The organism is Microvirga sp. VF16 (assembly GCF_016864375.1).
Lineage (GTDB): Bacteria > Pseudomonadota > Alphaproteobacteria > Rhizobiales > Beijerinckiaceae > Microvirga.
This window is the reverse complement of record NZ_CP069354.1, coordinates 2394862-2420425: the sequence shown is the minus strand read 5'-3', so window position 1 is coordinate 2420425 and position 25564 is coordinate 2394862. Positions and strand designations below refer to the sequence as shown.

Genomic DNA, 25564 nt, shown 5'->3' with positions numbered 1-25564 from the left:
TCACATAAGGCTTGGAGTCCGAGAGGGAATGCCACGACCGATGAGACAAGCAGACTTGAGCGCCCCCTCTCCGCGAGCCCGAACCACCGCATCCCAGCGCTGGGACGCCGTCGATGTCGCCCGCGGCATCGCGATTGCCGCAATGATTGTCTACCATTTCAGCTGGGACCTGAGTTTCCTGCAACTGATCGGAACCAACATCCTGCAGGTCCCGGCCTGGCGCTGGTTCGCGCGCGGGATCGCCGGCTCGTTTCTGATGCTTGCGGGTTTCGGCCTGGCGTTGGCCCATGCTCAGGGTTTTCGGCGCATACCGTTCCTGAAGCGTCTCATGAAGGTCGGTGGCGCGGCCCTGGCTGTGACCCTGGTGACGTATTTTGCCTTTCCTGAGAGCTACATCTTCTTCGGCATTCTTCACTGCATCGCCGTCTCGAGCGTTCTGTCCCTGCCCTTCTTGCGATTGCACCCTGCCCTCACTCTGGCCTTTGCTGTCTTCTGTTTGCTCGCCCCCTGGCTCTTCACGAGCCCCGCCCTCGACGCCCCCTGGCTCGATTGGCTCGGCCTCGGCGCCTCCGATCCGGTGACGAACGATTATGTGCCGATCTTTCCGTGGTTCGGGCTCGTACTTATCGGTGTGGCTGCGGGAAAGCTGATGTTGGCTCAGCAAGAGACGCTCAGTCTTGCACGCTGGCGCGCTGACAACGTGTTCTTCCGGACATTGGTCTGGGCCGGGCGCAAGAGCCTGCCGATCTACCTGATCCACCAGATCGTCCTATTGGGCGCACTCTACGGCGTCGCACAGATCGTGGGTCCCAACCCATCGGCAGCCTGCCAGCGGATCTGCCTGATGCAGAACGGCAATCCGGCCCTGTGCCCTTCGGTCTGTTCGTGCATCCTGCAGCAGGTCCCTGAGCGAGACCTCTGGCAAAGGCTTCTCGCCAACAAGGCTGCGCCTGATGACAACACGCGGATTTCCCGCGCCGCGCAGCGATGCATGCGTCAGAGCCCGCCTTCGTAGAAATATCCCTACACGTCATGGCCAGCCTTGTGCCGGCCATCCCGATTGGAAGAGCGTCGCGTTCTCCAGAAGCGAAATCACCGGCACGAGGCCGGTGATGACGTAGAGGTGTGACGGAGTCGCCGTATTACATCGTCTAAACCACGTTCAGCCGGGTTTCCTTCGAGCTCCGCTCAGCCCTCGCCTCCGCCAGCAGGCAGAGGAGTTCGAAGGCGATGGAAGCACCCACCAGCGCGGTGCCACCGGACTGATCAAGCGGCGGCGACACTTCGACCATGTCCGCGCCCACAAGGTTCAGGAGCCGGAAGCCGCGAACGAGCTGGAGCGCCTCGCGGCTCGTAAACCCGCCGATCTCAGGCGTGCCGGTTCCTGGCGCGAAGGCCGGATCGATGGAATCGATGTCGAAAGTGAAATAAGTCGGCTCCATGCCAACCACCCGGCGCGCCTCGGCGATGGCATAGGGAATGCCCTTCTCCACCACTTCTTCCATGTCGATGATGCGGATGCCCTGATCGAGCGCCCACTGGCGTTCATCGGCGGAATACATGTGCCCGCGAATGCCGATCTGCACCATGCGCTTCGGATCGAGCACGCCATCCTCGATGGCCCGGCGGAATGGCGTGCCATGCGTGAGCTTCTGACCACCGAAATAGGTGTCCCCCGTATCGCTGTGCGCATCCACATGGATCATCCCCATGGGCCCGCTCTTCGAGGCCAGCGCGCGCAGGATCGGATACGAAATGATGTGATCGCCGCCGATGGAGAGAGGTGTCACGCCTCCTTGGTAGAGATAGGAGATTTCAGCCTCGATGCGGCGAAGCGTATCCTGCACGTCGATGGGATTGACCGGCACATCGCCCACATCCGCGCAGGCGCAGAGATCGTACGGCGCAACCAGCGTTCCGTAATTGACGAGACGCATCAGCGAGGAGGCTTCGCGTACTTGGCGCGGCCCAAGCCGTGTGCCCGGACGGTTTGTGGTTGCCCCGTCGAAAGGGATACCGAGGATGGCGATGTCGATCTCGCCGGGGGCCTGCCTTGGTGAGAGATGAGGCAGACGCATGAAGGTCGAGATGCCGGCAAAGCGCGGCACCACCATTCCGGACAACGGCTGATAAGTCTCCAGGCGCTGCTCACGGGTCGCAGGTTGCGTCTCTTTCTTGAGGTTCTGTGCCATCAATCTTGGTTCCTGAGCATCAATGAACGGCGCCGGCGAAAACACGTTCAATCCGTTCCATCCCCCAATCGATCTCATCGCGAGTGATGGTGAGAGGCGGCGCAAAGCGCAGAACCGTGTCGTGGGTATCCTTCGAAAGGACGCCGTTTTCGAGAAGCGCGTTGCAGACCGACCGTGCGGAAACGACATTCGTATCCACTTCGACACCGACCCAGAGGCCGCGGCCGCGTACGTCCTTCACGATATTGCTTCGCATGGCGCGCAGCCGGTCTTGGAGATATCCACCCATTTCGGCACTGCGTTCGACGAGATGTTCGTCTTCGATCACGGCCAGCGCTTCCAACCCGATCCTGGCCGCCAACGCGTTGCCGCCGAAGGTCGAGCCATGGGATCCGGGATTGAAGACGCCCATGACCTCACGCGTGCCCACGAAGGCCGAGACCGGATAAACACCGCCGCCCAGCGCCTTGCCAAGGATCAGGCCGTCCGGCTTGATGTCCTCATGCTGATGGGCGAACCAGCGGCCCGTGCGACCGAGGCCCGACTGGACCTCATCGAGGATCAGCAGAACGTTGTGCCTGTCACAGATGGCACGCAGGTCTTTCAGGTAACCCTCCGGCGGCACCACGATGCCCGCCTCGCCCTGAATCGGTTCGATCAGGACCGCGCAGGTGTTGCCCGTGATCGCCTGCTCGATCGCCCCTGCATCCGCGAACGGCACCAGCTTGAACCCGCCGGAGAAGGGGCCGAACCCCTCGCGATAAGACTGATCGGACGAGAATCCGACGATGGTGGTCGTGCGGCCGTGAAAATTGTTATTCGCGACGATGATTTCCGCATGATCCCGAGGGATCTTCTTCTTGGCATAACCCCATCGTCGCGCAGCCTTGATGGCTGTCTCGACGGCTTCCGCACCCGTGTTCATGGGCAGGGCCATGTCGAGGCCCGTGACCTGGACCAGGCGCTCCAGAAACGGCCCGAGAAGTTCCGTATGATAGGCGCGGCTGGTGACGGCGAGCCTCGAGGCCTGCTCCATCATCGCGTTCAGAATGCGCGGGTGGCCATGGCCGAGGCTGACCGCCGAATAGGCGCTCATCATGTCAAGATAGCGCCTGCCTTCCGTATCAGTAACCCAGACGCCCTTCGCCTCCCTCAGGACGACAGGCAAGGGATCGTAATTAGCTGCGGTAACCGAGCGTTCGAGAGCGATGAAATCCATGGAAGTCCTCCATGGATAAGCTTATGGACGTCCCATTCCGGTTGAGGCTGAAATCTCAGCCCGCCACAGCCGTTTCTGTCGTATGATCCGGCATTCGGGATCAATCCCGGTTGTCGGCTACCGGATAGCCCTCGAAGTCTCTCAGGGTTTTGAGGACGAAGGTGGTGTGGATCCGGCCGATTCCGAAACCGGGATCAGCCAGATAGGCCTCTGTGAGGGCTTCGTACGCCGCGAGCGTCGGCGCCACGATCCGGGCGATATAGTCGTATTCGCCGTTCACCACCTGTAGTTCGATGACAGCAGGATTGGCTGTCAAAGCGCGCTCCAGCCGCTGCCGGGTACCGGTCGAAGGATCGCGCATGCTGATCCCGGCCAGCGCGATGATGTCGTGTCCGAGGGCGGCTGGCTCGATCAGGGCTGTGTAGCCTCGGATCACCCCCTTCTGTTCCAGACGCCTGACCCGCTCGAGACAGGGGCGCGCCGAAAGGCCGACCCGTTCCGACAGAGCCTGGTAGGTGATGCGTCCGTTATCGCGGAGCGCATCGAGGATCATCAGATCGATCCGATCGAGGGAGGGTTTGACGCTGCGGCTCAGCAGCTTCGAGGGCGGCTTCATGGTTCAGCTCGAACGGGACCCATGAGAATGAGGAATGGATCCAATGACAGATTGTCAGGTCTCTATCCTACGAATGACGAACCATGCAATTCCACCAAGGCCGCAGGCAAGCTCCCTCTTGATTGCGCACAATGATAGCCCTGACCTCACAAAAGGTTGAAACCGGCCACGGTCTTTGCCAACTAGTAGCGGCCGGTCGATGGGCGAGCTTGCGATGCTTCCCATTCACGACAGGATTGGAGGTGCTATTGTGCTGCGGGATTATCTCATCGATCTTCCTCTGATCGCCATTCTACGAGGCCTGAAGCCGGAGAATGCCGAAGCCGTGGGTCACGCCCTGGTCGAGGCTGGCTTTCGCATCATCGAAGTCCCGCTGAACTCACCGGAGCCTTTCCGCAGCATCGAAATCCTGGCCAAGACCATGCCGGAGAACGTGCTCGTCGGCGCCGGGACCGTCCTCGACCCTGATCAGGTCAATGGCGTCCATGATGTCGGCGGCAAGCTGATTGTCATGCCGCACGCGGATGTCGACGTCATCCGGCGCGCCAAGGAAAACCGGCTTGCTTGCACCCCTGGCGTGGCAACGCCAACGGAGGCCTTCGCAGCCCTCAAGGCAGGTGCCGATGCCATCAAGATCTTCCCGGCCGAGGCCATCCCTCCCGCTGTCGTGAAAGCCTGGCGGGCCGTGTTGCCGAAGGACACGCTTGTCCTGCCGGTCGGAGGCATCAAGCCGGACAATATGAAGCCCTATGTGAATGCCGGCGCCAACGGTTTCGGGCTCGGCTCGGCCCTCTTTACGCCCGCCATGCCGGTCGAAGAGATCCGCCGCAATGCCCACGATTTCGCGGTGGCTTGGCAGAATCTACGCTCAGCCTGAGCCGCAGCCGGCGTTTATTCTGAACGACCTGAGCAGGAACCCGTCGGAGAGAAAGCCGTTCTCACGGGGCAATGCTTGTTCATGGAGTTCATGATGAAGAAAACGGTACTGATTCTTGCAGCTGCGCTGCTCAGCACAGCTGCCGTCGCTCAGGACACCACGACAACCATCAAGAAGGAGGAAGGCATCTTGGGAAGCCAGACCACTATCGAGCGCAAGACGGAGCCGAGCACGACGTCTTCCACTACCGTAACGACTTCTGATCGACCGCTAGGCTGCTCTACGGAGACCAAGCAGAAGACGGACGAATTCGGCGACACGACGACCCAGAAGAAGACCGAGTGCTGATCGGTTTCTCACTATCTCTCAGCAGGGCCCGGCCATCGCGCCGGGCCTTTCTTGTGCTTGGAATCTAGCGGCGCCGGCCGCCCTGCCCGCCGCGGAAGAACGGAACGGTCAGGAGCCGCCGCCCGGTTTCGTCGGTGATTTCCAGCTCAATGTTGCCCGCATCGGCCAGCTCGTCCCGAAGCTCCTCGACCGTGGCCAAGGCCTCGGCACGGGCCGCGTCGAGGTCGGGCAGCTCGATCCCCTCCTCGTCTTCATCGACGTCGTAACCGTCACGGATGTTGAAGAAATATCGCGGCATGGGAGTTCAGCTTTGGAATAGAGTTTGGCGGTAAGAACGTCTTTGACGGCAGCAGGTTCAATCCATCGCCTGCTATCTCATATATACGCCTTTTCGAGAAATGATGACGGTTCTGAATGGCCTAGGAGGCAGGCCCTCCGTCAGAATTTTAGGATCAGGTTCATTCTTTCCGCCGAGTGGCCGGCCAAAACCACGTCCTTGGCGCGCTCGGACAGCTTGATCTGGCCGCGGCCCATTCGCTTCGCCTCATAGAGCGCCTCATCGGCGTCGCCATAGAGCTTCTCGAAGGTGTCGGACGGACCGCGAAGGGCGATTCCCGCCGACATCGTCACCTGAACAGCCCCTCCTGGCGTGATGATCGGCGTCCGCTCGACGGCGCGCAGCAGATCGCCGATGGCATCGACGATCCGTTCGACAGGTGTGGTCGAGGAAATCAGGGCAAATTCCTCTCCACGCATATGGCCGACCAGACCGTAATCCGACAGATGCGCCTCCATGGTCTTGCCCAGCATCTGAAGCACGAGGTCGCCGGTCCGATGGCCATGGCTGTCGTTGATGGCATTGAAATGGTCGATATCCGCGATCACCAAGACCATCGCCTGCCGAGCCGGGGCCTTGCTTGCCTCGATCAAAGCCCGCCGGTTCGGCAGGCCGGTCAGGGGATCGGTGCGGCTGATTCCCTCCAACCGCCGCTTGGCCTCCTGCAACTCCCGCTGAGCCCTGCCGAAGATGTAGGAAACGGGAATAGCAATCACACCGACCGTCAGGGTAGTAACCACGAATGTCCGCGCCACCGCTGTCCATGACGTAAAGAAAACCAATTGGATGGTGATGTCGGCCGAAAGCGAAACGGCGAGGGCGAAGAGCGTGACCATCACGACATATCGAACGAGTTCTTCCTGGCTCGTGATCGTCGGCATAGTCAGCTGTTGAACGAGATTACGTAATGTCAGCACAGTAATATTGCCCCGATGCGAACTTTATAGCAGAACCCGTTACTCTATCCAAGCGTGCTTGAATACCGGTATTTCTACGTATTCGACATCATTCGCGGCCGGTCACACGATCCAGGAAAACTTTCCTTGAAATAAGAAGGGAGTACCACGCACGCTGCACCATGGAGCTTTTTCGGAGAGAGCGCGTTAATTGGCACGCCAAGGGTAATCGCGGGTCAACCGTTAGGGACATGTCATGATCCGTTACCCTCTCGCCCCACTCGCGATCCTTGGCGCGATCATCGCGCTTGGGATCACGCCGGTGAGCGCCCAATCCTCCTGCGGTCCGCGCGAGCACCTCGTGAAGCTGCTGTCAGATCAGTACAAGGAAGATCCGATCGGCATAGGCCTCGCCCAGCCCGGACAGGTGCTTGAAGTCTTCGCCTCTTCGAACGGATCCTGGACGATGGTCATGACCAGACCGGACGGCAAAGCCTGCCTGATCGCCGCCGGACACAATTGGGAAATGGTGACCAAGATCAAAGGCAGTCCGATTTAATTTCGACCGCGCGGGACACGTCCAGCTTAAGCGGGGATCTATCGAACCTTCGAGGTCATCGGAGCACTATTCACGATGCTGAAGAGAGACAGTTTTTCAGGATTGTGGAATGGCGCGCCCTAGGGGAATCGAACCCCTCTTTCCTGCGTGAAAGGCAGATGTCCTAACCGATAGACGAAGGGCGCGCAGTCCTTCGGGGCGGTGCCGCCTCCGAAGTGGGCGAACCTATAGATGGGTTCGTGATGCATCGCAAGCACCAGATTTGAATTATTCCGGCCTCGCCGCATCCATGATCCGAACCTCGACCTTTTCGTTGCCGCCCCAGCGATCGATGGAGAGAGTACCCGCCACATGAAGCGGGTTGCCGATGGCCTGAGACAGGATATTTCCGAGCGGCTGACCGGCGGCGCGGAAGGCGATTCCGCCGATGAAACTGCCGTCCCCACCACGAAGCTTCACACGCATGTGCCCGCCGCTGCCGACTTCCCGCGCCTCGATGAGACGATGCTGCGGGAAGACGAAGACCGGCTCCGGCTGGCCCTGGCCGAACGGCCCTGCCCGCTCCAGAGCGGTGACAACGGCAGGCTGAGCACCAGCCGCCGTAAGAGTCGCATCGATGGCGAAATTGTCCCTCAGCCGCATCGTGCTCACCGGCTCGATGAGCTTTTCAGTGATGAAGGCGAGGAATTGCTCCAGATCGACGGCCTGGATGGTCACGCCGGCCGCCATCATATGGCCGCCACCTTTGATGGCGAGCCCTGCATCGACGGCCGCCCGCACTGCAAACCCAAGATCGACGCCGGGCACCGAGCGGCCCGAGCCGGTCGCCGTGCCGTCCGGATTCAGGGTAAAGGCGAAAGCCGGGCGTCGAAACCGCTCCTTGGTGCGGGCGGAAATCAGGCCGACGACACCTGGATGCCACTCGGCCGAAGCGGTCACGAGAACCGGCAAGTCAGGCATGCGCTCCAGCGCCATCATGGCCTGCGCCTCAGCCTCAGCCACAGCGACGACCTCGATGGCCTGGCGTTCGCGATTGAGCCGGTCGAGCTCGGCGGCAAGCCGCCCGGCCTGGACCGGATCCTCCGTCAGCAGGAGCCGCGATCCCAGAGCCGCGTCGCCGATGCGCCCACCGGCATTGATGCGAGGTCCGACGAGATAGCCGAGATGCCAGCTTTCCGGCGCCCCGGCGAGACCTGCCGTATCGAGGAGCGCCGCCAGACCCACCCGTCGGCGGCTCTTCATGATGGCGAGGCCCTGGCGCACGAAAGCCCGGTTGAGACCGATGAGCGGCACCACGTCGGCAACGGTCGCCAAGGCCACGAGATCGAGGCTGCCCATCAGATCCGGCTCAGGCCGCCCTTGGAAGAAGCCGCGCAGCCGTAAGACCCGGTTGAGGGCGACGAGGAACAGGAACACCACGCCGGCCGCGCAGAGATGGCCGAGGCCCGAAAGATCGTCCTGGCGGTTCGGGTTCACGATGGCGAGCGCCTCTGGCAGCTGCTCCGGCGCCTGGTGGTGATCGAGAACGATGGGATCGAGGCCAAGGCGCTTCGCCTCGGCCAAAGGTTCGATACTGGCGGTGCCGCAATCCACCGTCACCAGGAGATCGGCGCCCTGCTCCTTCAGGCTCCGGATGGCATCGACATTCGGGCCATAGCCTTCCGTGATCCGGTCCGGGATGTGGATGGCGTAGTCCAATCCGCAGGAGCGCAGATACTCGGCGAGCAGCGCCGCGCTGCAAGCGCCATCCACGTCGTAATCGCCGAAGATCGCGACCTTCTCGTTGCGCAGCACTGCATCGGCCAGCCGAGAGGCGGCAACCTCCATGTCGGTGAGTCCATGCGGATCGGGCATGAGATCGCGTAGGCGCGGATTCAAAAAGCCTTCCGTGTCATGGATGCCCACGCCCCGCCCTGCGAGCACGCGGGACAGGACGTCCGGCAGGCCATGGGTCTGGGCGATGGCAAGTGCGATCGTGCCCTGAGCGGCATCGCAGCGCTCGACCCAGGTGCGCCCGAGGGCGGAATTGGTGACGCCCAGGAAGGGTTTCGGCAGGAGAAGAGGAGATGATTCGGTCACAGCGGGACTCTTAGCCGCGAATTGTGGTCAAAGCATCCTGGGAGAATGATCGCACCTTCTCCGCATTGTCATTACCGGCCGGAGTGAAACGGAGGAGGGAATCCATGGCGCTGTGTGGGTGGATCCCCTTTCCCTCGCCTGCGGCTCGCTGTGGATGACAGGACATCATCCAAACAGATGGCGGTACTGAATGAAGCCGCTGCGGCTGGCGACTTTGTCGTAGAGCGCTTGGGCGGTCGTGTTGGTTTCGTGCGTCAGCCAATAAACCCGGCTTGCGCCATGGGCCTTTGCCTTCTCATACACGGCCTCGATCAAGGCCCGCGCCACACCCTGCCCCCGTGCCTCCTCGGCCGTAAACAGGTCCTGCAGGTAGCAGTAATCAGCCGTGGTCCAGGTGGATCGGTGGTGGAGGTAGTGCACGATACCGACGATCCTGCCATCGAGAACGGCCGCAAGGCCATGGATGGGCTCAGCAGGATCGAGGAACCGGCGCCACGTCGTTTCCGTGACTTCGTCCGGCACGGAGGATTTGTAGAACGTCAGATAGCCCTGCCAGAGCGGCCCCCAGGCCTCCCGGTCTTCCGCAGTGAAGGGACGGATTTGAATCATAGGTTTTTCCACTTCTGTCCGATCCTCATCATTCCACGGATTTGCTCCATCGTGCCCGGCCTTGTGTGGGGTATCCACGCCTTTTGCACGCCCCCTGAAACGTGAATGGCCGGGACAAGCCCGGCCATGACGTAATACGGACCATGGTCCGTGCCTGAAGCGAATTAGTCCAGGTGGAACTTCGCCAGTTCGCGGTGCTCGCCATAGATGCGGCGCACGGTGCCGGTGGCGGAACGGTAGACCACGGTTTCCGTCGTGATCACGTCCTTGCTGAAATGCACGCCCTTGATCAGCGCGCCATCGGTCACGCCGGTTGCCGCCACGATCACGTCGCCGCGGGCAAGGTCCGTCATGTCGTATTTCTTGTTGGGGTCGGTCACGCCCATCTGGAGGGCGCGGGACCGCTTCTCCTCCGTGTCGAGGATGAGACGGGTCTGCATCTGGCCGCCGATGCAACGCAGCGCGCCGGCCGCCAGCACGCCTTCGGGCGCTGCGCCGATGCCGAGATAGATGTCGATGCCGGTTTCCGCGGGCTTCGTCGTGAAGATTACGCCGGCCACGTCGCCGTCCGAGATCAGGCGGATGCCGGCGCCCGTCTTGCGGATCGCCGCGATGAGATCCGCATGGCGCGGACGGTCAAGCACGAGGGCGGTGAGCTCGTTCACCTTCACGCCCTTCGCCTTGGCGAGACTGTGCAGGTTCTCCTCCGGCGAAGCATCGAGATCGATGACGCCGGCGGGGTAGCCCGGCCCGACCGCGATCTTGTGCATGTAGACGTCGGGAGCAGCCAGCAGGGTTCCGGCCTCGGCCATGGCCATGACGGCGATGGAGCCCGGCATGTCCTTAGCGCAGAGCGTGGTGCCTTCGAGCGGATCGACCGCGATGTCGACCTTCGGGCCCTGCTTGTTGCCGACCTTCTCGCCGATGAAGAGCATCGGCGCTTCGTCGCGCTCTCCCTCGCCGATCACCACCGTGCCGTCGATGGGAAGCTTGTTCAGCTCACGACGCATGGCGTCCACGGCGGCCTGGTCGGCGGCTTTCTCATTGCCGCGGCCACGCAGCCTGGCGGAGGCCACCGCCGCGCGCTCGGTGACGCGGACGAGTTCCAGGGTCAGGATGCGTTCGATGATTTGGCCCGGTTGGACGGTAATGCCTTGCGACATGGACTTGTCGTCTCCTCTTGTGATTGTCTAGGCCCGAGGGCCGGTGTTGAGTTACTCGCGTTCGATGCGAATGACTTGGGGCGGCTCGGCGATAAGACCATCCCTTGAGATTTTTTCCAGAGCCGAGCGGATCGAGGCCTCGGTGGCCGCATAGGTGATGAGCACCAGGGACACCGGCGCACCTGACCGCCCGTGCGGGTCCTTGGTTGCAGCGATCTCCGAGCGCTTCTGCAGGATGCTCTCCAGCGAGATGTCGGCCTCGGCCATGCGCGTGGCGACGCCGGCGGCAACACCTGGGCGGTCATGGACCGTCAGGCGAACATAATAGCCGCCCTCATGGCGCTGCATGGGGGCACGCTGCGCCTTTTCCAGCCGATCTGCCGGGGAGCCGAAGAGTGGCTGTACGGTGCCGGTGGCGACATCGGCGATGTCGGCCACGACGGCGGAAGCGGTCGCATCGCCCCCTGCCCCGGGCCCGATGAGCGTCAGCTCCCGCACCGCATCGGCATCGATGGTCACGGCGTTGGTCACGCCCATGACTTGGGCGATGGATGAGGTCCGGGGCACCATAGTCGGGTGCACGCGTTGCTCGATCCCGGTCTTGGTGCGCTCGGCAACACCCAGAAGCTTGATGCGGAAGCCGAGTTCCTTCGCCATGGCGAGGTCGAGCGGCGTGATGGAGGAAATGCCCTCCACATAGATCGCGTCCGCATCGATCTCGGTGCCGAAAGCAAGGCTGGTGAGGATCGCGAGCTTATGGGCCGTATCGAAACCCTCGACGTCGAAGGTCGGATCGGCCTCCGCATAACCCAGGCGCTGTGCATCCTTCAGGCATTCGGAGAAGGTCAGCCCCTCCAGTTCCATGCGGGAGAGAATATAATTGCAGGTGCCGTTCAGGATGCCGTAAAGACGCGAGATCCGGTTGGCAGGCAGAGCCTCGCGCAGGGTCTTGATGATCGGGATGCCACCCGCGACGGAGGCCTCGAAAGCCAGGGACACGCCCTTCTCTTCGGCCAGTCTCGCCAGTTCAAGACCATGCTTGGCAAGCAGCGCCTTGTTGGCGGTGACCACATGCTTGCCGAGGGACAAAGCCGTCTGCACCGTTTCAAGCGCCGCTCCATCCGCACCGCCGACCAGCTCGACCACGCAATCCACATCGGCCGAGCGCGCCAATTCCACCGGGCTGTCGAACCACGTGAAGCGGGAGAGATCGAAGCCCCGATCCTTGGTTCTGTCGCGGGCCGAAATCGCCACGACTTCAACCGGCCGTCCGCCGCGCTGGGCGACGGCCTCGTTCTGGCGGTCGAGAATGCGAATGACCGATGCGCCGACGGTGCCGAGGCCGGCAATGCCGACCCGAAGGGGACGTGTCACGAACAACAGCTCCTCAAAAATGTCGGGCTGCTTTTACGACTGCCGGGGTCCCATGTCCATGCAGACACAGTTCCTCGGCCCGGCGGATATCACGATCCCCTCAGGCGAGGATCAGCCCCGACGCACCATGGGCACGACGTTATGGAGGGTCTGGTCGGCACTGTCGAAAAACTTGCGGATGTTGCGCGCGGCCTGCCGGATGCGCTGCTCGTTTTCCACAAGCGCGATGCGGACATAGTTGTCGCCGTGCTCGCCAAAGCCGATGCCGGGCGCGACCGCCACATCGGCCTTCTCCACCAGCAGCTTCGAGAATTCGAGACTGCCCAGCGACCGGAACTTCTCCGGGATCTGCACCCAGGCGAACATCGAGGCGGTCGGCACCGGCACCTGCCAGCCGGCCTTGGCGAAGGACTCGACCATCACGTCGCGCCGCCGCTTGTAGGTCGCTCGCATCTCGCGGATGCACTCGTCCGGGCCGTTGAGGGCGGCGGTGGCGGCGACCTGGACCGGCGTGAAGGCGCCGTAATCGAGATACGACTTCACCCGCGCCAGCGCCGCCAGCAGGCGCTCGTTGCCGACCGCAAAGCCGATGCGCCAGCCGGCCATCGAGAAGGTCTTGGACATCGAGGTGAATTCCACCGCCACGTCGATGGCGCCCGGCACCTGCAGGATCGATGGCGGCGGGTTGGATTCGTCGAAATAGACCTCCGAATAGGCCAGATCCGACAGCAGGATCAGCTCATGCTTCTTCGCGAAGGCGACGAGATCGCGGTAGAAGTCGAGGGAGGCCACATAGGCGGTCGGGTTCGACGGATAGCAGACGACGAGGGCCACCGGCTTGGGGATCGAATGGGCCACGGCGCGCTCGGCCGCGACGAAGAATTCCGGCGTCGGCTCGGCCGGCACCGAGCGGATCACGCCGCCGGCCATCAGGAAGCCGAAGGCATGGATCGGGTAGCTCGGGTTCGGCACCAGAATCACGTCGCCCGGCTCGGTGATCGCCTGGGCCATGTTGGCGAAGCCCTCCTTCGAGCCCAGCGTCGCAACGACCTGGGTGTCGGGATTGAGCTTCACGCCGAAGCGGCGCTCGTAATAGCCGGCCTGGGCACGGCGCAGGCCGCCGATGCCCTTGGAGGCGGAATAGCGGTCGGTGCGCGGCTTGCCGACGGTCTCAATGAGCTTGTCGATGACGTGCTGCGGGGCCTGGAGGTCCGGATTGCCCATGCCGAGGTCGATGATGTCGGCGCCGTTGGCCCGGGCCGCGGCCTTGATCCGGTTGACCTGCTCGAAGACGTAAGGCGGAAGGCGCTTAATCCGGTAAAAGTCAGGCATAGGTCTCGTCCTCGGGCGGAATCACATGATTCCGGTATAGGTTCTAAGGCGTTCTCTTGGAATTCGTCTTCTGCCGCGTCTGCTGCGACGTGTTGGCCGGGAGCTTGATCGGCTCGGGAGGCGGCGTGTTACCAAGTTCGGCAGCTGCGGCGCCTGCGGCCTCGTTCCGGGCACGCAACGCGTCGAGTTCCGCCTCGGCCGCCTTGATCTCGTCGGCCGTGCGCGCCGGTGTCGGACGCTCAGGGGCCGGTGTTCCGATCGGCATGTAGTCCAAATTGGCCGGCCGGGACCGGGCAACAAAGTCCGGAGTCGCAGCCATCTGCGGACCAGCCCCCACAGAGGTCGCCACATCCCGGACGGGATTGAAGCCGCCGTTGCAGCCGGCAAGGCCGGCGGCCAGCATCGTCACGACAAAAGCCGAGGTGCAGCGGATCGGAAAGGGCTTCGTACGCATTGTGATACCTAAGAATTGTAACATGACTCTGGCATATCCGACGGGTCAAAGGATAGGATGTCGGAAATGCGGCTTGCGAGCAATGCTGCTGCGATAGAGGGAGATCGCCTTATGGACAAGCCATACGGTGAAGAGAAGACTCAAGGCCCCATCCCGGACTTCGAGGAACTCTCCCGCAACATGGCCCGCTTCATCGAGGGAGCCGGCAAGGCTGCTGCCGCCTACCTCAAGCCCGTCCAGGACGGTCAAGCGCCACCCGAACTTTCAAGCGATGCCTCGGAAGCCATCAAATCCTTCGGCCGAGTGGCCGAAGTCTGGATGAGCGACCCTCAGAAGAGTTTTGAGGCCCAATCCCGTCTCGGAACTCAGTTTCTGTCCCTCTGGGCCTCGACCCTGAAACGTGCACAGGGTGAATCCACCGAACCAGTGGCGGAGCCGGAGCCCAAGGACAACCGCTTCAAGGACCCGGAATGGTCCGAGAACCCGATCTTCGATTTCCTGAAACAGGCCTATCTCATCTCCTCCCGCTGGGCGGAAGACCTCGTGGAGAATGCGGACGGGCTCGACGAGCGCACGCGGCACAAGGCACAGTTCTACCTCAAGCAACTCTCCAGTGCGCTCTCGCCGTCCAACTTCCTCCTGACCAACCCGGAACTGATCCGCGAAACCCTGCGCGAGAGTGGCGCCAATCTCGTGCGCGGCATGACCATGCTGGCGGAGGATATCGAGGCGGGCGGCGGCGAGCTGAAAATCCGTCAATCGGACACGAGCAATTTCAAGGTCGGCGTGAACATCGCCACGACACCGGGCAAGGTGATCTTCCGCAACGATCTGATCGAGTTGATTCAATACACGCCTGTAACGGAGAAAGTGCTCAAGCGGCCGCTGCTGATCGTGCCGCCCTGGATCAACAAGTTCTACATTCTCGATCTCAATCCGGAGAAAAGCTTCATCCGCTGGGCGGTTTCGCAGGGGCTCACCGTGTTCTGCATCTCCTGGGTCAACCCGGCAGAGCAGCATGCCGAAAAGGGCTTCGAACACTACATGGTCGACGGTATCTTCGCCGCGCTGGATGCAATCGAACAGGCCACCGGCGAAAAGAAAGTGACGGCGATCGGCTATTGCGTCGGCGGAACGCTGCTGGCCACTACTCTCGCCTACATGGCGGCCAAGCGCGACAAGCGGATCGACAGCGCCACCTTCTTCACCGCGCAAGTAGACTTCACCCATGCGGGCGATCTGAAGATCTTTGCCGGCGAGGACGAGGTCCGCAGTATCGAGGCCTCCATGAAAAAGCGCGGATATCTCGAAGGCTCGCGTATGGCCAATGCCTTCAATATGCTGCGGCCCAACGACCTGATCTGGCCCTACGTGGTCAATGTCTACATGAAGGGACAATCGCCCTTCCCGTTCGACCTGCTCTACTGGAATGCCGATTCCACCCGGATGCCAGCGGCGAACCACGCGTTCTACCTGCGCAACTGCTATCTCGAGAACAAGCTCGCCAAGGGCGAGATGGAGCTTGCAGGCGTGACGCTCGATCTGAAGAAGGTGAAGGTGCCGATCTTCAATCTGGCGACGAAGGAAGACCATATTGCTCCCGCCCGCTCCGTGTTCGTCGGCTCAAAAGCCTTCGGCGGAAAGGTCGATTATGTCCTTGCCGGGTCCGGCCATATTGCCGGAGTGGTCAATTCTCCGAGCAAGCCGAAATACCAGTTCTGGACCGGCGGCTCCGTCGAGGGCGAACTGGAGGACTGGATGAAACAGGCCTCGGAGACTGCCGGCTCCTGGTGGCCCTACTGGTTTGAATGGATCAAAGCCCAGGCGCCTCGAATGGTGCCGGCACGGGAGCCTGGAGGCGGCAAGCTGAAGCCGCTCGATGATGCCCCGGGTACTTACGTTCTGGCGAAATCCTAAAGTCCACCTTCGGAAGATCCTCAAAAAGAAAGGCCGGCAAATCTGCCGGCCTTCTTGCTGCCAATTCGGGAGAGCTCAGTTCTTGCGAACGAGCGGAACGGCCGGGATCGCGACCTTCGGGTCGTCCCAGCGATAGCGCACAGCCGCCGAGATGATATCGGTATCCGAGTCCACATCAGCCACGAAGGGAAGCCCCTCGAAGTCCTGATGTCCGGGAAGGATGCGGATATCGGTCTCCCTGGTGAAGATGTGAGTGTAAGCGACGTCGAACGACAGCTTGTCGTTCCACTGGTAGGTGGCACCGATCGACGCCCAGATGCGGTCGTTGTCGGGCAGGCGAGTAGAGCGGATTTGCGTATCGATCGGTGACTGCTCGTAAGCCACACCGGCGCGCACGATCCACTGGTCGTTCACCTTGTAGTCTAAGCCCAGGGAGTAGAAGTAGCCGTCTTCGTAGTTGAGCGGGATATCGGTGACAGCAGCACCGCCGGGGCCGATCACGAGGGGCGTCTTGAGAACGCTCCAGTTCGTCCACTCGAAGCCGGCGTGAACCGTGACGGCCGGCGTGATGACCTGCGAGAGACCGATGGTGACCTGGTCGGGCGTCTTCAGCTTCGCGGTGATCGGGAGCCTGGAGAAAGGACCGATGGAGCCGAGCGGGGCTTCCAGGTTTCCTTCGAGCTCATGCTCGACCTGCGAACGGTAGCCGATACCGATCGTCGTACCGGCAAACGGGGTGATCGTCACACCGGCCGTGAAGCCGAAGCCGATGTCATCACCGTCGAGGATCGCGCTCGGGGCGCCGGGCAACGTCGCCGATGCTGCCGGAGCGCCCGGGAACGGTACCGCCCGCTTCAAGGTGATGTCGAAATACTGCAGGGATGGGCCCACGGCGAAGGAGAACCAGTCGTTCACTTTCACGCCCACGACTGGATTGACGTTCACGGAGAAAATCCGGGATGAGCGCGAATAGAGCTGACCGGACCAGTTCTGACGCGGATCGGTGACGAGGCCATAGGGCGAGGTGGTGGACAGACCGACCCAGAACATGTCGTTGATCTGGTACGAGCTATAACCTGCCGCAAGGAACGCGTCCTGGCCGATGTCGCCGGAACCGCCGAGCGCGAAGGTCGGGACGGAAGGCAGCGGATTGATATCGACCCGCGGAATGATCAGCGAGGCGTGGCCCTCGCTCCACCAGCCCGGCATCATCGTAATGACGGCGGGGTTCCAGAACATCGAGGAAAGATAGCCCGAGCCGGACGCGGCACCGGCGAAGGAATACCCCTGAGCCGTGGCGCTCTGCTCACGGAGGGCGAAGGCGCCGGCCTGCGCACCACCTTGAGCGGCAATGAGAGCGGCCAGGGAAACTGCAGCCAGTGACAAAGAACGAGAGAGAAGACCCATGGAGTTTTCCTGCCCTTATGTTTCTTAATACGGGAGAATCCCGTCGTGGGCGCACTGTGCCAATGCTTAATTTTGGCCGCAATCTTTTCATGAGTTCCAAGCGGCGCATTAACAATTTCTAAAAACCGTCCATAATTATTGAATTCTACTATCGATTACTTTGTTAATTTCGAGCAATCTGAAGGTGCTGACGAATGGTTCATATGTAAACCGATGTATAGTCGGCTCTGATCTTGAATTCTGCTACCTCCAACGTAGGGGTGGAAATTCCACCTTTTGTGCACCCTCGTGGCAAAACAGCAACATATTTGCGTCTAGAACGTGCATTGTAGCAGGGCGCATTCGCGCCAATTATGCCCATGCCCTAACGAGAGGAGCGCTTGATGAAGCTGGTGAGATTTGGGGAAACTGGACGAGAGAAGCCGGGACTTGTCGATTCCAGTGGGCAGATTCGCGATCTGTCGGGCCTTGTTGCCGATATCACCGGAGCGACCCTCTCCTCCGAGATCCTGGATCGCATCCGCAGGACGGATCCCAGCACCCTCCCCGTTGCCCCATCCGGCCAGCGCCTCGGCGCTTGCGTCGGGCAGGTGCGCAACTTCATCGCCATCGGACTGAACTATGCCGATCATGCTGCAGAAACCGGCGCTGCGATCCCGGCGGAGCCGATCGTCTTCAACAAGGCGCCATCCTGCATCGTCGGCCCCAACGACGACGTGATCATTCCGCGCGGGTCCCAGAAGACCGACTGGGAAGTGGAACTCGCGATCGTCATCGGCGAGAGAGCCTCTTACATCGGCGCGAACGAGGCTTTGGATTTCGTGGCCGGCTACTGCGTCTGCAACGACGTGTCGGAGCGTGAATTCCAGCTGGAGCGCGGTGGCACCTGGACCAAGGGCAAGGGCTGCCCGACCTTCGGCCCTCTCGGCCCCTGGCTCGTCACGAAGGACGAGATCCGCGATCCGCAGAACCTTTCCATGTGGCTCGACGTGAACGGCGAGCGCGTGCAGAACGGCTCGACCAAGACGATGATCTTCAACGTGGCGCAGATCGTCGCTTACGTGTCGCACTTCATGATCCTGGAGCCCGGCGACGTGATCACCACCGGCACGCCGCCCGGCGTCGGCATGGGCATGAAGCCACAGCGCTTCCTCAAGGCAGGGGATGTGGTGTCGCTCGGCATCGAGGGCTTGGGCGAACAGCGCCAGCGCTTCGTCGCCTTCGAGGGGCCGCCGATCGACACCAGCAAGAGCTGGAAGGGGCATTGATCAGCCCCCCGAGGTAATCGCTTACGTCATGGCCGGGCTCGTCCCGGCCACTTCGATCCTATAATCCGATCCTATGAAGCGCCGCGCCTTTCGGAGCGGGATCACCGGCACGAGGCCGATAATCACGTGAAGAGTGTCATTCCCGGCCGGAGCGCAGCGGAGAGGAAAGGAATCCATAGCCCCTCGCATCTGAGTGGATCCTCTTCCAGGCCTTCGGTCGCCGGGGATGACAGGTCTTACATAAGCCCGAGCATCAGCTGGATGTTCTGCACGGCCGCACCCGACGCTCCCTTGCCGAGATTATCGAGCCTCGCCACCAGAACAGCATGGTTGTAGCTGTCGTGCTGGAAGACGAGGAGTTCCAGGCGATCCGTATCGTTCAAGGCCTCCGGCTCGAGGCGCTCGATCTTCCTGCCGTCCCGAATGGTGGGCACGACGCTGACAAGCCCGCCGGCCTTGTAGTGTTCCAGGAGAGCCGCCTCGAGATCCGCGGCCTTCGGCTTGCCGGGCAGCAGATCGAGATGAAGCGGCACGCTGACCAGCATGCCTTGCCGGAAATTGCCGACCGACGGAATGAAGATCGGCCGCCGGATCAGACCGGTATATTTCTGCAGCTCGGGCACGTGCTTGTGCTCAAAGCCGAGGCCATAGAGCTCGAAGGCAGGCGCCGTGCCTGCCTCATAGGCCTCGATCATCGAGCGCCCGCCGCCGCTATAGCCGCTGACCGCATTCACGCTGATCGGGTAATCGGCCGGGATGAGGCCCGCATCCACGAGCGGCCGAATGAGCGCGATGGCGCCGGTCGGATAGCAGCCGGGATTGGCGACCCGGTCCGCTCTGGCGACGGCCTCCCGCTGCTTGGAATCGAGTTCGGCGAAGCCATAGACCCAGCCGGGGGCCACCCGATGCGCCGTGCTCGCATCGAGAATGCGGGGCTTCTTGCCGCTCAGACCATCGACGAGACTCACGGTCTCCCGCGCCGCGTCGTCATGCAGGCAGAGCACCACGAGATCGACCTCGGCCAAAATCTCGCGCTTGGCCGCCGGATCCTTGCGCCGCTCCGGATCGATGCTGCGGATCGCGACGCCGGGCACGTCCTTCAGCCGCTCGCGGATGCCGAGGCCGGTGGTCCCGGCCTCGCCATCGATGAAAACCGTGGCCGTCTTCTGGTCTGCGAAAGTCGTCATGGTCGTCGGATCCATCATTGCCGCCTCTGACAAGGCGATGAAGCTGCGGAATGTTTCAGGGAAAATGGGGAGCCAAAATAAAAATGCCGCGCTCGAGGCGCGGCCTGAGAGGCGTCTCAACGACAGCCATCATCACGCACGCGCGGAGCGAGCGGTGATACGGCGTCGGAAGAGCGGGCTCATCATCATGGCCTCTCTATGAAGCTGTGCACTTTCCCTGTCAACAGAATGAGCAAGCGCGATCCGAAACGATTTCGCCAAGCCACACGAGCAAAAGCCGGCGCGTGAGGCGCCGGCTTCCGCTTTCTTATCCACTCCAGGGCAGCGCATCGGTGCCACGAGCCGCGCCGGAGATCAGAGGTCAGATCAGCATGAACGCGCTGGCATTCAGGGCCAGGTTCTTGGCCAGGGTGGCGAACTGCACCTGCGCCACGCCGCCGACGCCGTCGGCATCGTAGGACAGCGCGCCGGTGACGCTGTTGTAGACCAGCCGGTGCGCCGTGCTCGTCGCCGCCGCCCCGGTGGTGAAGGCGCCCGGCGCCACATAGGCCAGGACCGACGGCACTGCGCTGCCGCTGCTGGGGCCGAACGCCGTGAACACGCTGCGCGCCAGCACCAGGGAGTCCTGGCCGACCGCAAAGTCGGTCACGGTGTCGACGTTGCCCGCGCCCAACGCCGCATCGAAGCGGAACCAGTCCGCCCCGCCGCCACCGACGAGCTGATCCGAACCCAACCCACCCGCAAGCTGGTCGCTGCCCTCGCCGCCCTCGAGCGCATCGCCGCCGGCGCCGCCCTGCAGTGTGTCGTGGCCGCCCAGGCCCAGGATCGCGTTGCCGGTCGCATCCGCCGTCAGATGATCGCCGTGCTGCGAGCCCTGCAGGCCGCGGATGTCGAGATAGACGTCGCCGGCCGCCTCGCCGGTGTTGGCCCAGCGGTTGGCCAGGTTGGCGGTCACGCCGGATGTGGCGTTGGCATAGGAGGCCCAATTGAAGCCGGCGCCGCCGTCGAGCGTGTCGGCACCCCAACCGCCCTGCAGGATGTCGTCGCCGCCGATCCCCTTGAGCCAGTTCGATCCGGCGTTGCCGGCGAGCACGTCATGCCCATGGCTGCCCTCGAGGTTCTCGATGTTGTCGTAAGTGTCGCCGGCCGCGTCGGCCCCGCCGCCGCCCAGGCTGCCGTGATAGCCGCGCCCCTCGGCCAGACTGACATTCACACCGCCGGCGGCATCGGCATAGGACACCCAGTCGATTCCAAAGCTGCCGATCAGATGGTCCGCGCCGGCGCCGCCGAGCAGGGTGTCGTCGCCCACCCCGCCGTCGAGCGTGTCGTTGCCGGCCTGTCCGAGCAGCGTGTCATTGCCGCTGAGGCCGCTCAGCCCGTTCGCCCCGGCGTCGCCGGCGAGCATGTCCCAGCCCTGGCTGCCTTCGACATTCTCGATGCCGTCGTAGGTGTCGCCGGCCGCATCGGCCACGCCATAGCCGCCTCCGTTGGCCAGGCTGACGCTGACGCCCTGCATCGTATAGGCATAGGATACCCAGTCGGTGCCGCTGCCGCCAACCAAACGGTCCGCCCCGGCCCCACCTCTGAGGATGTCGTCGCCCTCGCCACCGTCGAGATGATCGCCGCCGTAGCCGCCATCGAGGGTGTCGTTGCCGCCAAGACCCGCCAGGGCATTGCCGCGCGCGGTTGCATCGCCCATCAGATGATCGCCATGCTGCGAGCCCTGCAGGCCGCGGATGTCGAGATAGACATCGCCCGCCGCCTCGCCGGTGTTGGCCCAGCGGTTGGCCAGGTTGGCGGTCACGCCGGATGTGGCGTTGGCATAGGAGGCCCAGTCCGAGCCGGCGCCGCCGACCAGCACGTCGGCGCCGAGGTTGCTCTGCAGGATGTCGTCGCCGTCGCCACCGTCGAGATGGCTGTTGCCGGCCCAGGCCGACAGGATGTCGTTGCCGCCGAGCCCCGACAGCGCGCTGCCGGCCCCACTCCGGTCGCCGGTCAGGCGGTCGGCATGCTGCGAGCCCTGCAGGCCGCGGATGGCGATGTAGATGTCGCCATGCGCCTCGCCGGCATTGGCGGCGCTGGCCGCCAGGTTGGCGACCACGCCGGATGTGGCATTGGCGTACGAGGCCCAGTTGAAGCCGGCGCCGCCCTCGAGCGTGTCGGCGCCACCCCCGCCCTGCAGGATGTCGTCGCCGCCGATCCCCTTGAGCCAGTTCGCCCCGGCATCGCCGGCGAGCACGTCGCAGCCGTGGCTGCCCTCGAGGTTCTCGACATTGTCGTAGGTGTCGCCGACCGCGGCGGCGCCGCCACCGCTCAGGCTGCCGAAGCCGCCGCGGCCGTCGGCCAGGCTGGCATTCACACCCTGGATCGCATCGGCATACGACGCCCAGTCGATGCCGTAGCTGCCGATCAGATGATCCGCCCCGGCGCCGCCGAGCAGGGTGTCATCGCCCACCCCGCCGTCGAGCGTGTCGGCGCCGGCCTGCCCGAGCAGGGTGTCGTGACCGCTGTAGCCGTGCAGCCCGTTCGAGGCCGCGTCGCCGGTCAGATGGTCGGCGAAGGTCGAGCCGATCAGGCCCTCGATTTCCAGGTATCTATCACCTGTGGCCTCGCCGGTGTTCTGCAACCGGTCGGACAGGTTCGCCCGCACGCCGGCGGCCGCGTTCTCGTAGCTGGCATAGTCATACCCGTCGTTCCCCCGAAGCCGGTCGCGCCCGAGACCACCCTCCAGCGTGTCATGACCTGCACCGCCAGCCAAACCATTGTCTGCAGCATCGCCAATCAGCCGGTCGTTGAAACTCGAACCGACAATTCCCTCAATGGAGTTGTATATGTCTCCGATAGCTGCGCCAGTATTTTGCGCGGTATCCGAAAGGTTTGCGACGACGCCCTGCGATGACTGCTTGTAACTCGCATAGTCATTCCCGATCCCACCCTCAAGGGAGTCTCCCCCCAGTCCGCCCTCCAAGATGTCGTTGCCGCTACCGCCGATGAGGAGGTCAATTTCTGCCCCTCCCATCAGAATATCATGTCCGGCTCCAGCGGCGAGAACGCCACTAGCGAGCAATGTATCGCTCTTCCCAGTTCCAACCTGAATCGCAACCGAGAACTTTTCGGTCCCTGAAGTTACTTCTGTGATGCCGTTTTTAATCTCGCCTGCTCTGCTGTCTTCGGCAAGTCCGTTCCAAAAATCGAGTGCGCCTTCTTTTATCCAGCGGCCAAATCGCTCGATCGAACCAGGCTCAGATGTGAGCCTCTTATTGTAATCGACATTAATATAGTAGGTGTTACGGGATATCTCTCTGGATGCGCCGTTTTCGACCACAGATTCTGTCGTAGTTATAGCTGTCCTTAAACCATTAAATAAATCGGTCGTAAGATAGGATTTTCTTTGACTCTGGTAAGTTACTCCATCTCGAACATAAGTAATAAACCATTCATAATGACCAAAGTCGCGCTCCAAACTTACCTCATTGTAAATCAGGGCTCCATCTTCACTATACCGCTGGACCTCTTTAATTCTTCCGTCAGTTGATTCTCTGAAAATGAATTCTATTCCCCAGTCACATTCCACAATCCTAGTTGTGAATCCATCTTTCTCTCTTAAACGAATCGTCTCACCATTCTCATTAACATAGAATGACTCATATGAACCATCACTCGTTCTCAAGCTGCCGCCAATGACGTTCCCTTTAGCATCTTTAACGGAAGTTTGCTCCGTCCCATCTGGGTCTCTTCTTGCAATAACTTGAACTCCATCGCTCCTTCTTGAGGTCATCTCAATAGTGGTGTCCGCTCGATAAAAGGTTTGCGTGGTCGAACCGTCTGGCTGCTTATCGGTGACAACCCTTGTACCGTCAGAATAAGTCACGGTCTCGGTTGTGCCCCCGCCCTGATGATCAGTAGTTACGCTCCCATCAGCATTGATCTCGGTGACTCCTCCCCCCGAAGTCCCGCCATCGACGGTTCCGCCATAGCCAATCTTTATCTTACCGCCATGCTCCTGCATAAAATCGAGATAAGCTTGATCAAGAGAACTCAGCATGGATGGCCCCACTAAATCATCACTCGCACAAGCCATGATCCGTGCAGAATTCCAGGGCCTGGATAACTCTCGGGATAGGTAGGTTTTAGAGATTATTTACCCACTAAGTTATTCAACAATAACGAGAAGCTTCATCTTCCCTAAGGGAATGCAACCTACGATAAGCCCTTTCGTAGTAGCAACTAAAGGCGGACAAGTGCAGAGTATTCCTAATTTAAATCCGGCGAGAAAACACGTTCTGGCGTCGGCCAAACAGCAAGGGCGAAAGCTGATCGGCGCTTAAGCTCCCAAGGCACTGACCTCCAGAGCTACACCCGTCCGCGAAAACGATGCAGGTCGATGTTCACAAGCGCAGCTTCAGGAGATCGAGCTTCGAACATCAAAAATCAGCTCTCGTATCCACAGCATCCCAGCCCGCTCGCGGATGAAAGACTGAGCTGACACCCTACCGTGAATGCAAAAAGGGCGGCCCTCGGGCCGCCCTTTTCCAAACCATATGGCTTGAATAAGCCTTAGCGCTTCGAGAACTGGAAGCTGCGGCGGGCTTTCTTCTTGCCGTACTTCTTACGCTCGACGACGCGCGGATCGCGGGTCAGGAAGCCTTCCTTCTTGAGCGGGCCGCGGAGCTCCGGCTCATAGTAGGTCAGCGCCTTGGCGAGGCCGTGACGGACCGCACCGGCTTGGCCGGAGAGACCGCCGCCATCGACGTTGACGGTGATGTCGTACTGGCCATCGCGCTGGGCGATCTGCAGCGGCTGCGACAGGATCAGGCGCAGCACGGGACGGGCGAAGTAGACCTCGACCGGACGGCCGTTGATCACGATCTTGCCGGAACCGGGCTTGATCCACACGCGGGCGACGGCGTCCTTGCGCTTGCCGGTGGCATAGGCGCGGCCGAGCGAGTCGAGCTTCTGGACGTGCTTCGGAGCTTCCGGAGCGGCGGTCTGGGCGTTCTGGCCCAGATCGGCGAGAGACTGAAGGGTCGCCATGGATTTAAGCCCTCACGTTCTTGCTGTTGAGGGCCGCGACGTCCAGGACCTCCGGCTGCTGAGCGGTATGCGGATGCTCAGCGCCGCCGTAGACGCGCAGGTTGCCCATGATCTGACGGAAAAGCGGGCCGCGGGGGAGCATGCGCTCCACAGCCTTCTCGACCACGCGCTCAGGGAAGCGGCCGTCGAGAATGAACTTCGCGGTGCGCTCCTTGATGCCGCCCGGATAACCGGTGTGGTGATAGTACACCTTCTGCTCGCGCTTGCGGCCGGTGAGCACCACCTTGTCGGCGTTGATGACGATAACGTTGTCGCCGCAGTCGACGTGGGGCGTGTAGTTCGCCTTGTGCTTGCCACGCAGACGCATGGCAACGACGGACGCGAGACGGCCCACAACGAGGCCCTTCGCGTCGATCACAACCCACTTCTTCTCGACCTCGGCGGGCTTCAGCGAAGTCGTAGTCTTCATTGCGCTGTATCCCGTTGGAGCCAAATGGCTCAGGTTCTGAAAAACGACAAACCGCCGCGAGATGCGGCGGCGAGTGATGGCTGTTTAGTGACATCAAGTATGGAAGTCAACAGCATTTTCAGCCATCCTGGCCGCATAAAACCCTTATAAAACAAGCATTAGCGAGCATAAGGTATTTTAATACCACACTAGCGGTATCTAATTACCTCATCGATTTTGGTTCTGCG

At 61.8% G+C, this 25564-nt stretch carries 23 protein-coding genes and 1 tRNA gene; 7 read left to right on the top strand and 17 right to left on the bottom strand.

Going from position 1 to position 25564, the window contains the following annotated elements:
- Positions 1-55 precede the first annotated feature (55 nt).
- Positions 56-1015, top strand: a complete 960-nt coding sequence (locus JO965_RS11455) for a DUF1624 domain-containing protein (protein WP_203443735.1) — start codon at positions 56-58, stop codon at positions 1013-1015.
- Positions 1016-1151: 136 nt separating this feature from the next.
- On the opposite strand, the gene speB is transcribed toward JO965_RS11455, so the two are convergent.
- From speB to JO965_RS11440, 3 genes are all read right to left on the bottom strand, one after another.
- Positions 1152-2192 (bottom strand): agmatinase, encoded by a 1041-nt coding sequence (gene speB, locus JO965_RS11450; RefSeq protein WP_203443734.1) that lies wholly within the window; start codon positions 2190-2192, stop codon positions 1152-1154.
- Positions 2193-2211: 19 nt separating this feature from the next.
- A complete protein-coding gene (gene rocD, locus JO965_RS11445; RefSeq protein ID WP_203443733.1) occupies positions 2212-3411 on the bottom strand; it encodes an ornithine--oxo-acid transaminase in 1200 nt (399 codons plus the stop codon).
- A 100-nt stretch (positions 3412-3511) separates the two neighbouring features.
- Positions 3512-4027, bottom strand: coding sequence for an Lrp/AsnC family transcriptional regulator (locus JO965_RS11440; protein ID WP_203443732.1), 516 nt, complete (start codon positions 4025-4027; stop codon positions 3512-3514).
- Positions 4028-4241: 214 nt separating this feature from the next.
- Here JO965_RS11440 and JO965_RS11435 point away from each other — a divergent pair, with 214 nt between their 5' ends.
- Positions 4242-4904: a 2-dehydro-3-deoxy-6-phosphogalactonate aldolase gene (locus JO965_RS11435; RefSeq protein ID WP_203443731.1), complete on the top strand. Its 663-nt coding sequence runs from the start codon at positions 4242-4244 to the stop codon at positions 4902-4904.
- Positions 4905-4994: 90 nt separating this feature from the next.
- On the top strand, positions 4995-5252 hold the full coding sequence (locus JO965_RS11430; protein ID WP_203443730.1) for a hypothetical protein: 258 nt from the start codon (positions 4995-4997) through the stop codon (positions 5250-5252).
- A 64-nt stretch (positions 5253-5316) separates the two neighbouring features.
- On the opposite strand, the gene JO965_RS11425 is transcribed toward JO965_RS11430, so the two are convergent.
- Entirely contained in the window at positions 5317-5550 is a 234-nt protein-coding gene (locus tag JO965_RS11425) for a hypothetical protein (RefSeq protein WP_201837568.1), read from the bottom strand.
- 140 nt (positions 5551-5690) lie between these two features.
- Positions 5691-6470, bottom strand: a complete 780-nt coding sequence (locus tag JO965_RS11420; protein ID WP_203443729.1) for a GGDEF domain-containing protein — start codon at positions 6468-6470, stop codon at positions 5691-5693.
- A gap of 271 nt (positions 6471-6741) precedes the next feature.
- On the opposite strand from JO965_RS11420, the gene JO965_RS11415 reads away from it, so the two are divergent.
- Positions 6742-7044 (top strand): hypothetical protein, encoded by a 303-nt coding sequence (locus JO965_RS11415; RefSeq protein WP_203443728.1) that lies wholly within the window; start codon positions 6742-6744, stop codon positions 7042-7044.
- 110 nt (positions 7045-7154) lie between these two features.
- Here the strand turns inward: JO965_RS11415 and JO965_RS11410 are convergent.
- The 7 genes from JO965_RS11410 to JO965_RS11380 all read right to left on the bottom strand — a co-directional run bounded on the left by JO965_RS11410 (position 7155) and on the right by JO965_RS11380 (position 14055).
- Positions 7155-7229, bottom strand: a tRNA-Glu gene (locus JO965_RS11410).
- Positions 7230-7311: 82 nt separating this feature from the next.
- Positions 7312-9123: a single-stranded-DNA-specific exonuclease RecJ gene (recJ, locus tag JO965_RS11405; protein WP_203443727.1), complete on the bottom strand. Its 1812-nt coding sequence runs from the start codon at positions 9121-9123 to the stop codon at positions 7312-7314.
- Positions 9124-9288: 165 nt separating this feature from the next.
- On the bottom strand, positions 9289-9732 hold the full coding sequence (locus JO965_RS11400) for a GNAT family N-acetyltransferase (RefSeq protein ID WP_203443726.1): 444 nt from the start codon (positions 9730-9732) through the stop codon (positions 9289-9291).
- A 164-nt stretch (positions 9733-9896) separates the two neighbouring features.
- A complete protein-coding gene (glpX, locus tag JO965_RS11395; RefSeq protein WP_203443725.1) occupies positions 9897-10895 on the bottom strand; it encodes a class II fructose-bisphosphatase in 999 nt (332 codons plus the stop codon).
- A 51-nt stretch (positions 10896-10946) separates the two neighbouring features.
- Positions 10947-12269 (bottom strand): homoserine dehydrogenase, encoded by a 1323-nt coding sequence (locus JO965_RS11390; RefSeq protein WP_203443724.1) that lies wholly within the window; start codon positions 12267-12269, stop codon positions 10947-10949.
- Positions 12270-12380: 111 nt separating this feature from the next.
- Entirely contained in the window at positions 12381-13601 is a 1221-nt protein-coding gene (locus JO965_RS11385) for an LL-diaminopimelate aminotransferase (RefSeq protein ID WP_203443723.1), read from the bottom strand.
- A 43-nt stretch (positions 13602-13644) separates the two neighbouring features.
- Positions 13645-14055, bottom strand: a complete 411-nt coding sequence (locus JO965_RS11380; protein WP_203443722.1) for a hypothetical protein — start codon at positions 14053-14055, stop codon at positions 13645-13647.
- A 111-nt stretch (positions 14056-14166) separates the two neighbouring features.
- On the opposite strand from JO965_RS11380, the gene phaC reads away from it, so the two are divergent.
- Complete coding sequence (gene phaC, locus JO965_RS11375; protein WP_203443721.1) at positions 14167-15972, top strand: class I poly(R)-hydroxyalkanoic acid synthase; 1806 nt, start codon at positions 14167-14169, stop codon at positions 15970-15972.
- Between the two features lie 75 nt (positions 15973-16047).
- Here the strand turns inward: phaC and JO965_RS11370 are convergent, their stop codons facing one another.
- Positions 16048-17379 carry an OmpP1/FadL family transporter gene (locus tag JO965_RS11370; RefSeq protein ID WP_203443720.1) on the bottom strand — a complete coding sequence of 444 codons (1332 nt, stop codon included), beginning with the start codon at positions 17377-17379 and terminating at the stop codon, positions 16048-16050.
- 383 nt (positions 17380-17762) lie between these two features.
- Here JO965_RS11370 and JO965_RS11365 point away from each other — a divergent pair, with 383 nt between their 5' ends.
- Positions 17763-18647, top strand: coding sequence for a fumarylacetoacetate hydrolase family protein (locus JO965_RS11365; RefSeq protein WP_203443719.1), 885 nt, complete (start codon positions 17763-17765; stop codon positions 18645-18647).
- Between the two features lie 236 nt (positions 18648-18883).
- On the opposite strand, the gene argC is transcribed toward JO965_RS11365, so the two are convergent.
- Complete coding sequence (gene argC / locus JO965_RS11360) at positions 18884-19834, bottom strand: N-acetyl-gamma-glutamyl-phosphate reductase (protein WP_203443718.1); 951 nt, start codon at positions 19832-19834, stop codon at positions 18884-18886.
- Here argC and JO965_RS11355 point away from each other — a divergent pair.
- Complete coding sequence (locus JO965_RS11355) at positions 19833-20036, top strand: hypothetical protein (protein ID WP_203443717.1); 204 nt, start codon at positions 19833-19835, stop codon at positions 20034-20036. The two genes, argC and JO965_RS11355, sit on opposite strands and share 2 nt — an antisense overlap.
- Before the next feature lie 159 nt (positions 20037-20195).
- On the opposite strand, the gene JO965_RS11350 is transcribed toward JO965_RS11355, so the two are convergent.
- From JO965_RS11350 to rplM, 3 genes are all read right to left on the bottom strand, one after another.
- A complete protein-coding gene (locus JO965_RS11350) occupies positions 20196-23159 on the bottom strand; it encodes a calcium-binding protein (protein ID WP_203443716.1) in 2964 nt (987 codons plus the stop codon).
- 1232 nt (positions 23160-24391) lie between these two features.
- Positions 24392-24868, bottom strand: coding sequence for a 30S ribosomal protein S9 (gene rpsI / locus JO965_RS11345; RefSeq protein ID WP_203443715.1), 477 nt, complete (start codon positions 24866-24868; stop codon positions 24392-24394).
- A 4-nt stretch (positions 24869-24872) separates the two neighbouring features.
- Positions 24873-25337, bottom strand: coding sequence for a 50S ribosomal protein L13 (gene rplM / locus JO965_RS11340; RefSeq protein ID WP_203443714.1), 465 nt, complete (start codon positions 25335-25337; stop codon positions 24873-24875).
- Between the last annotated feature and the right edge of the window lie 227 nt (positions 25338-25564).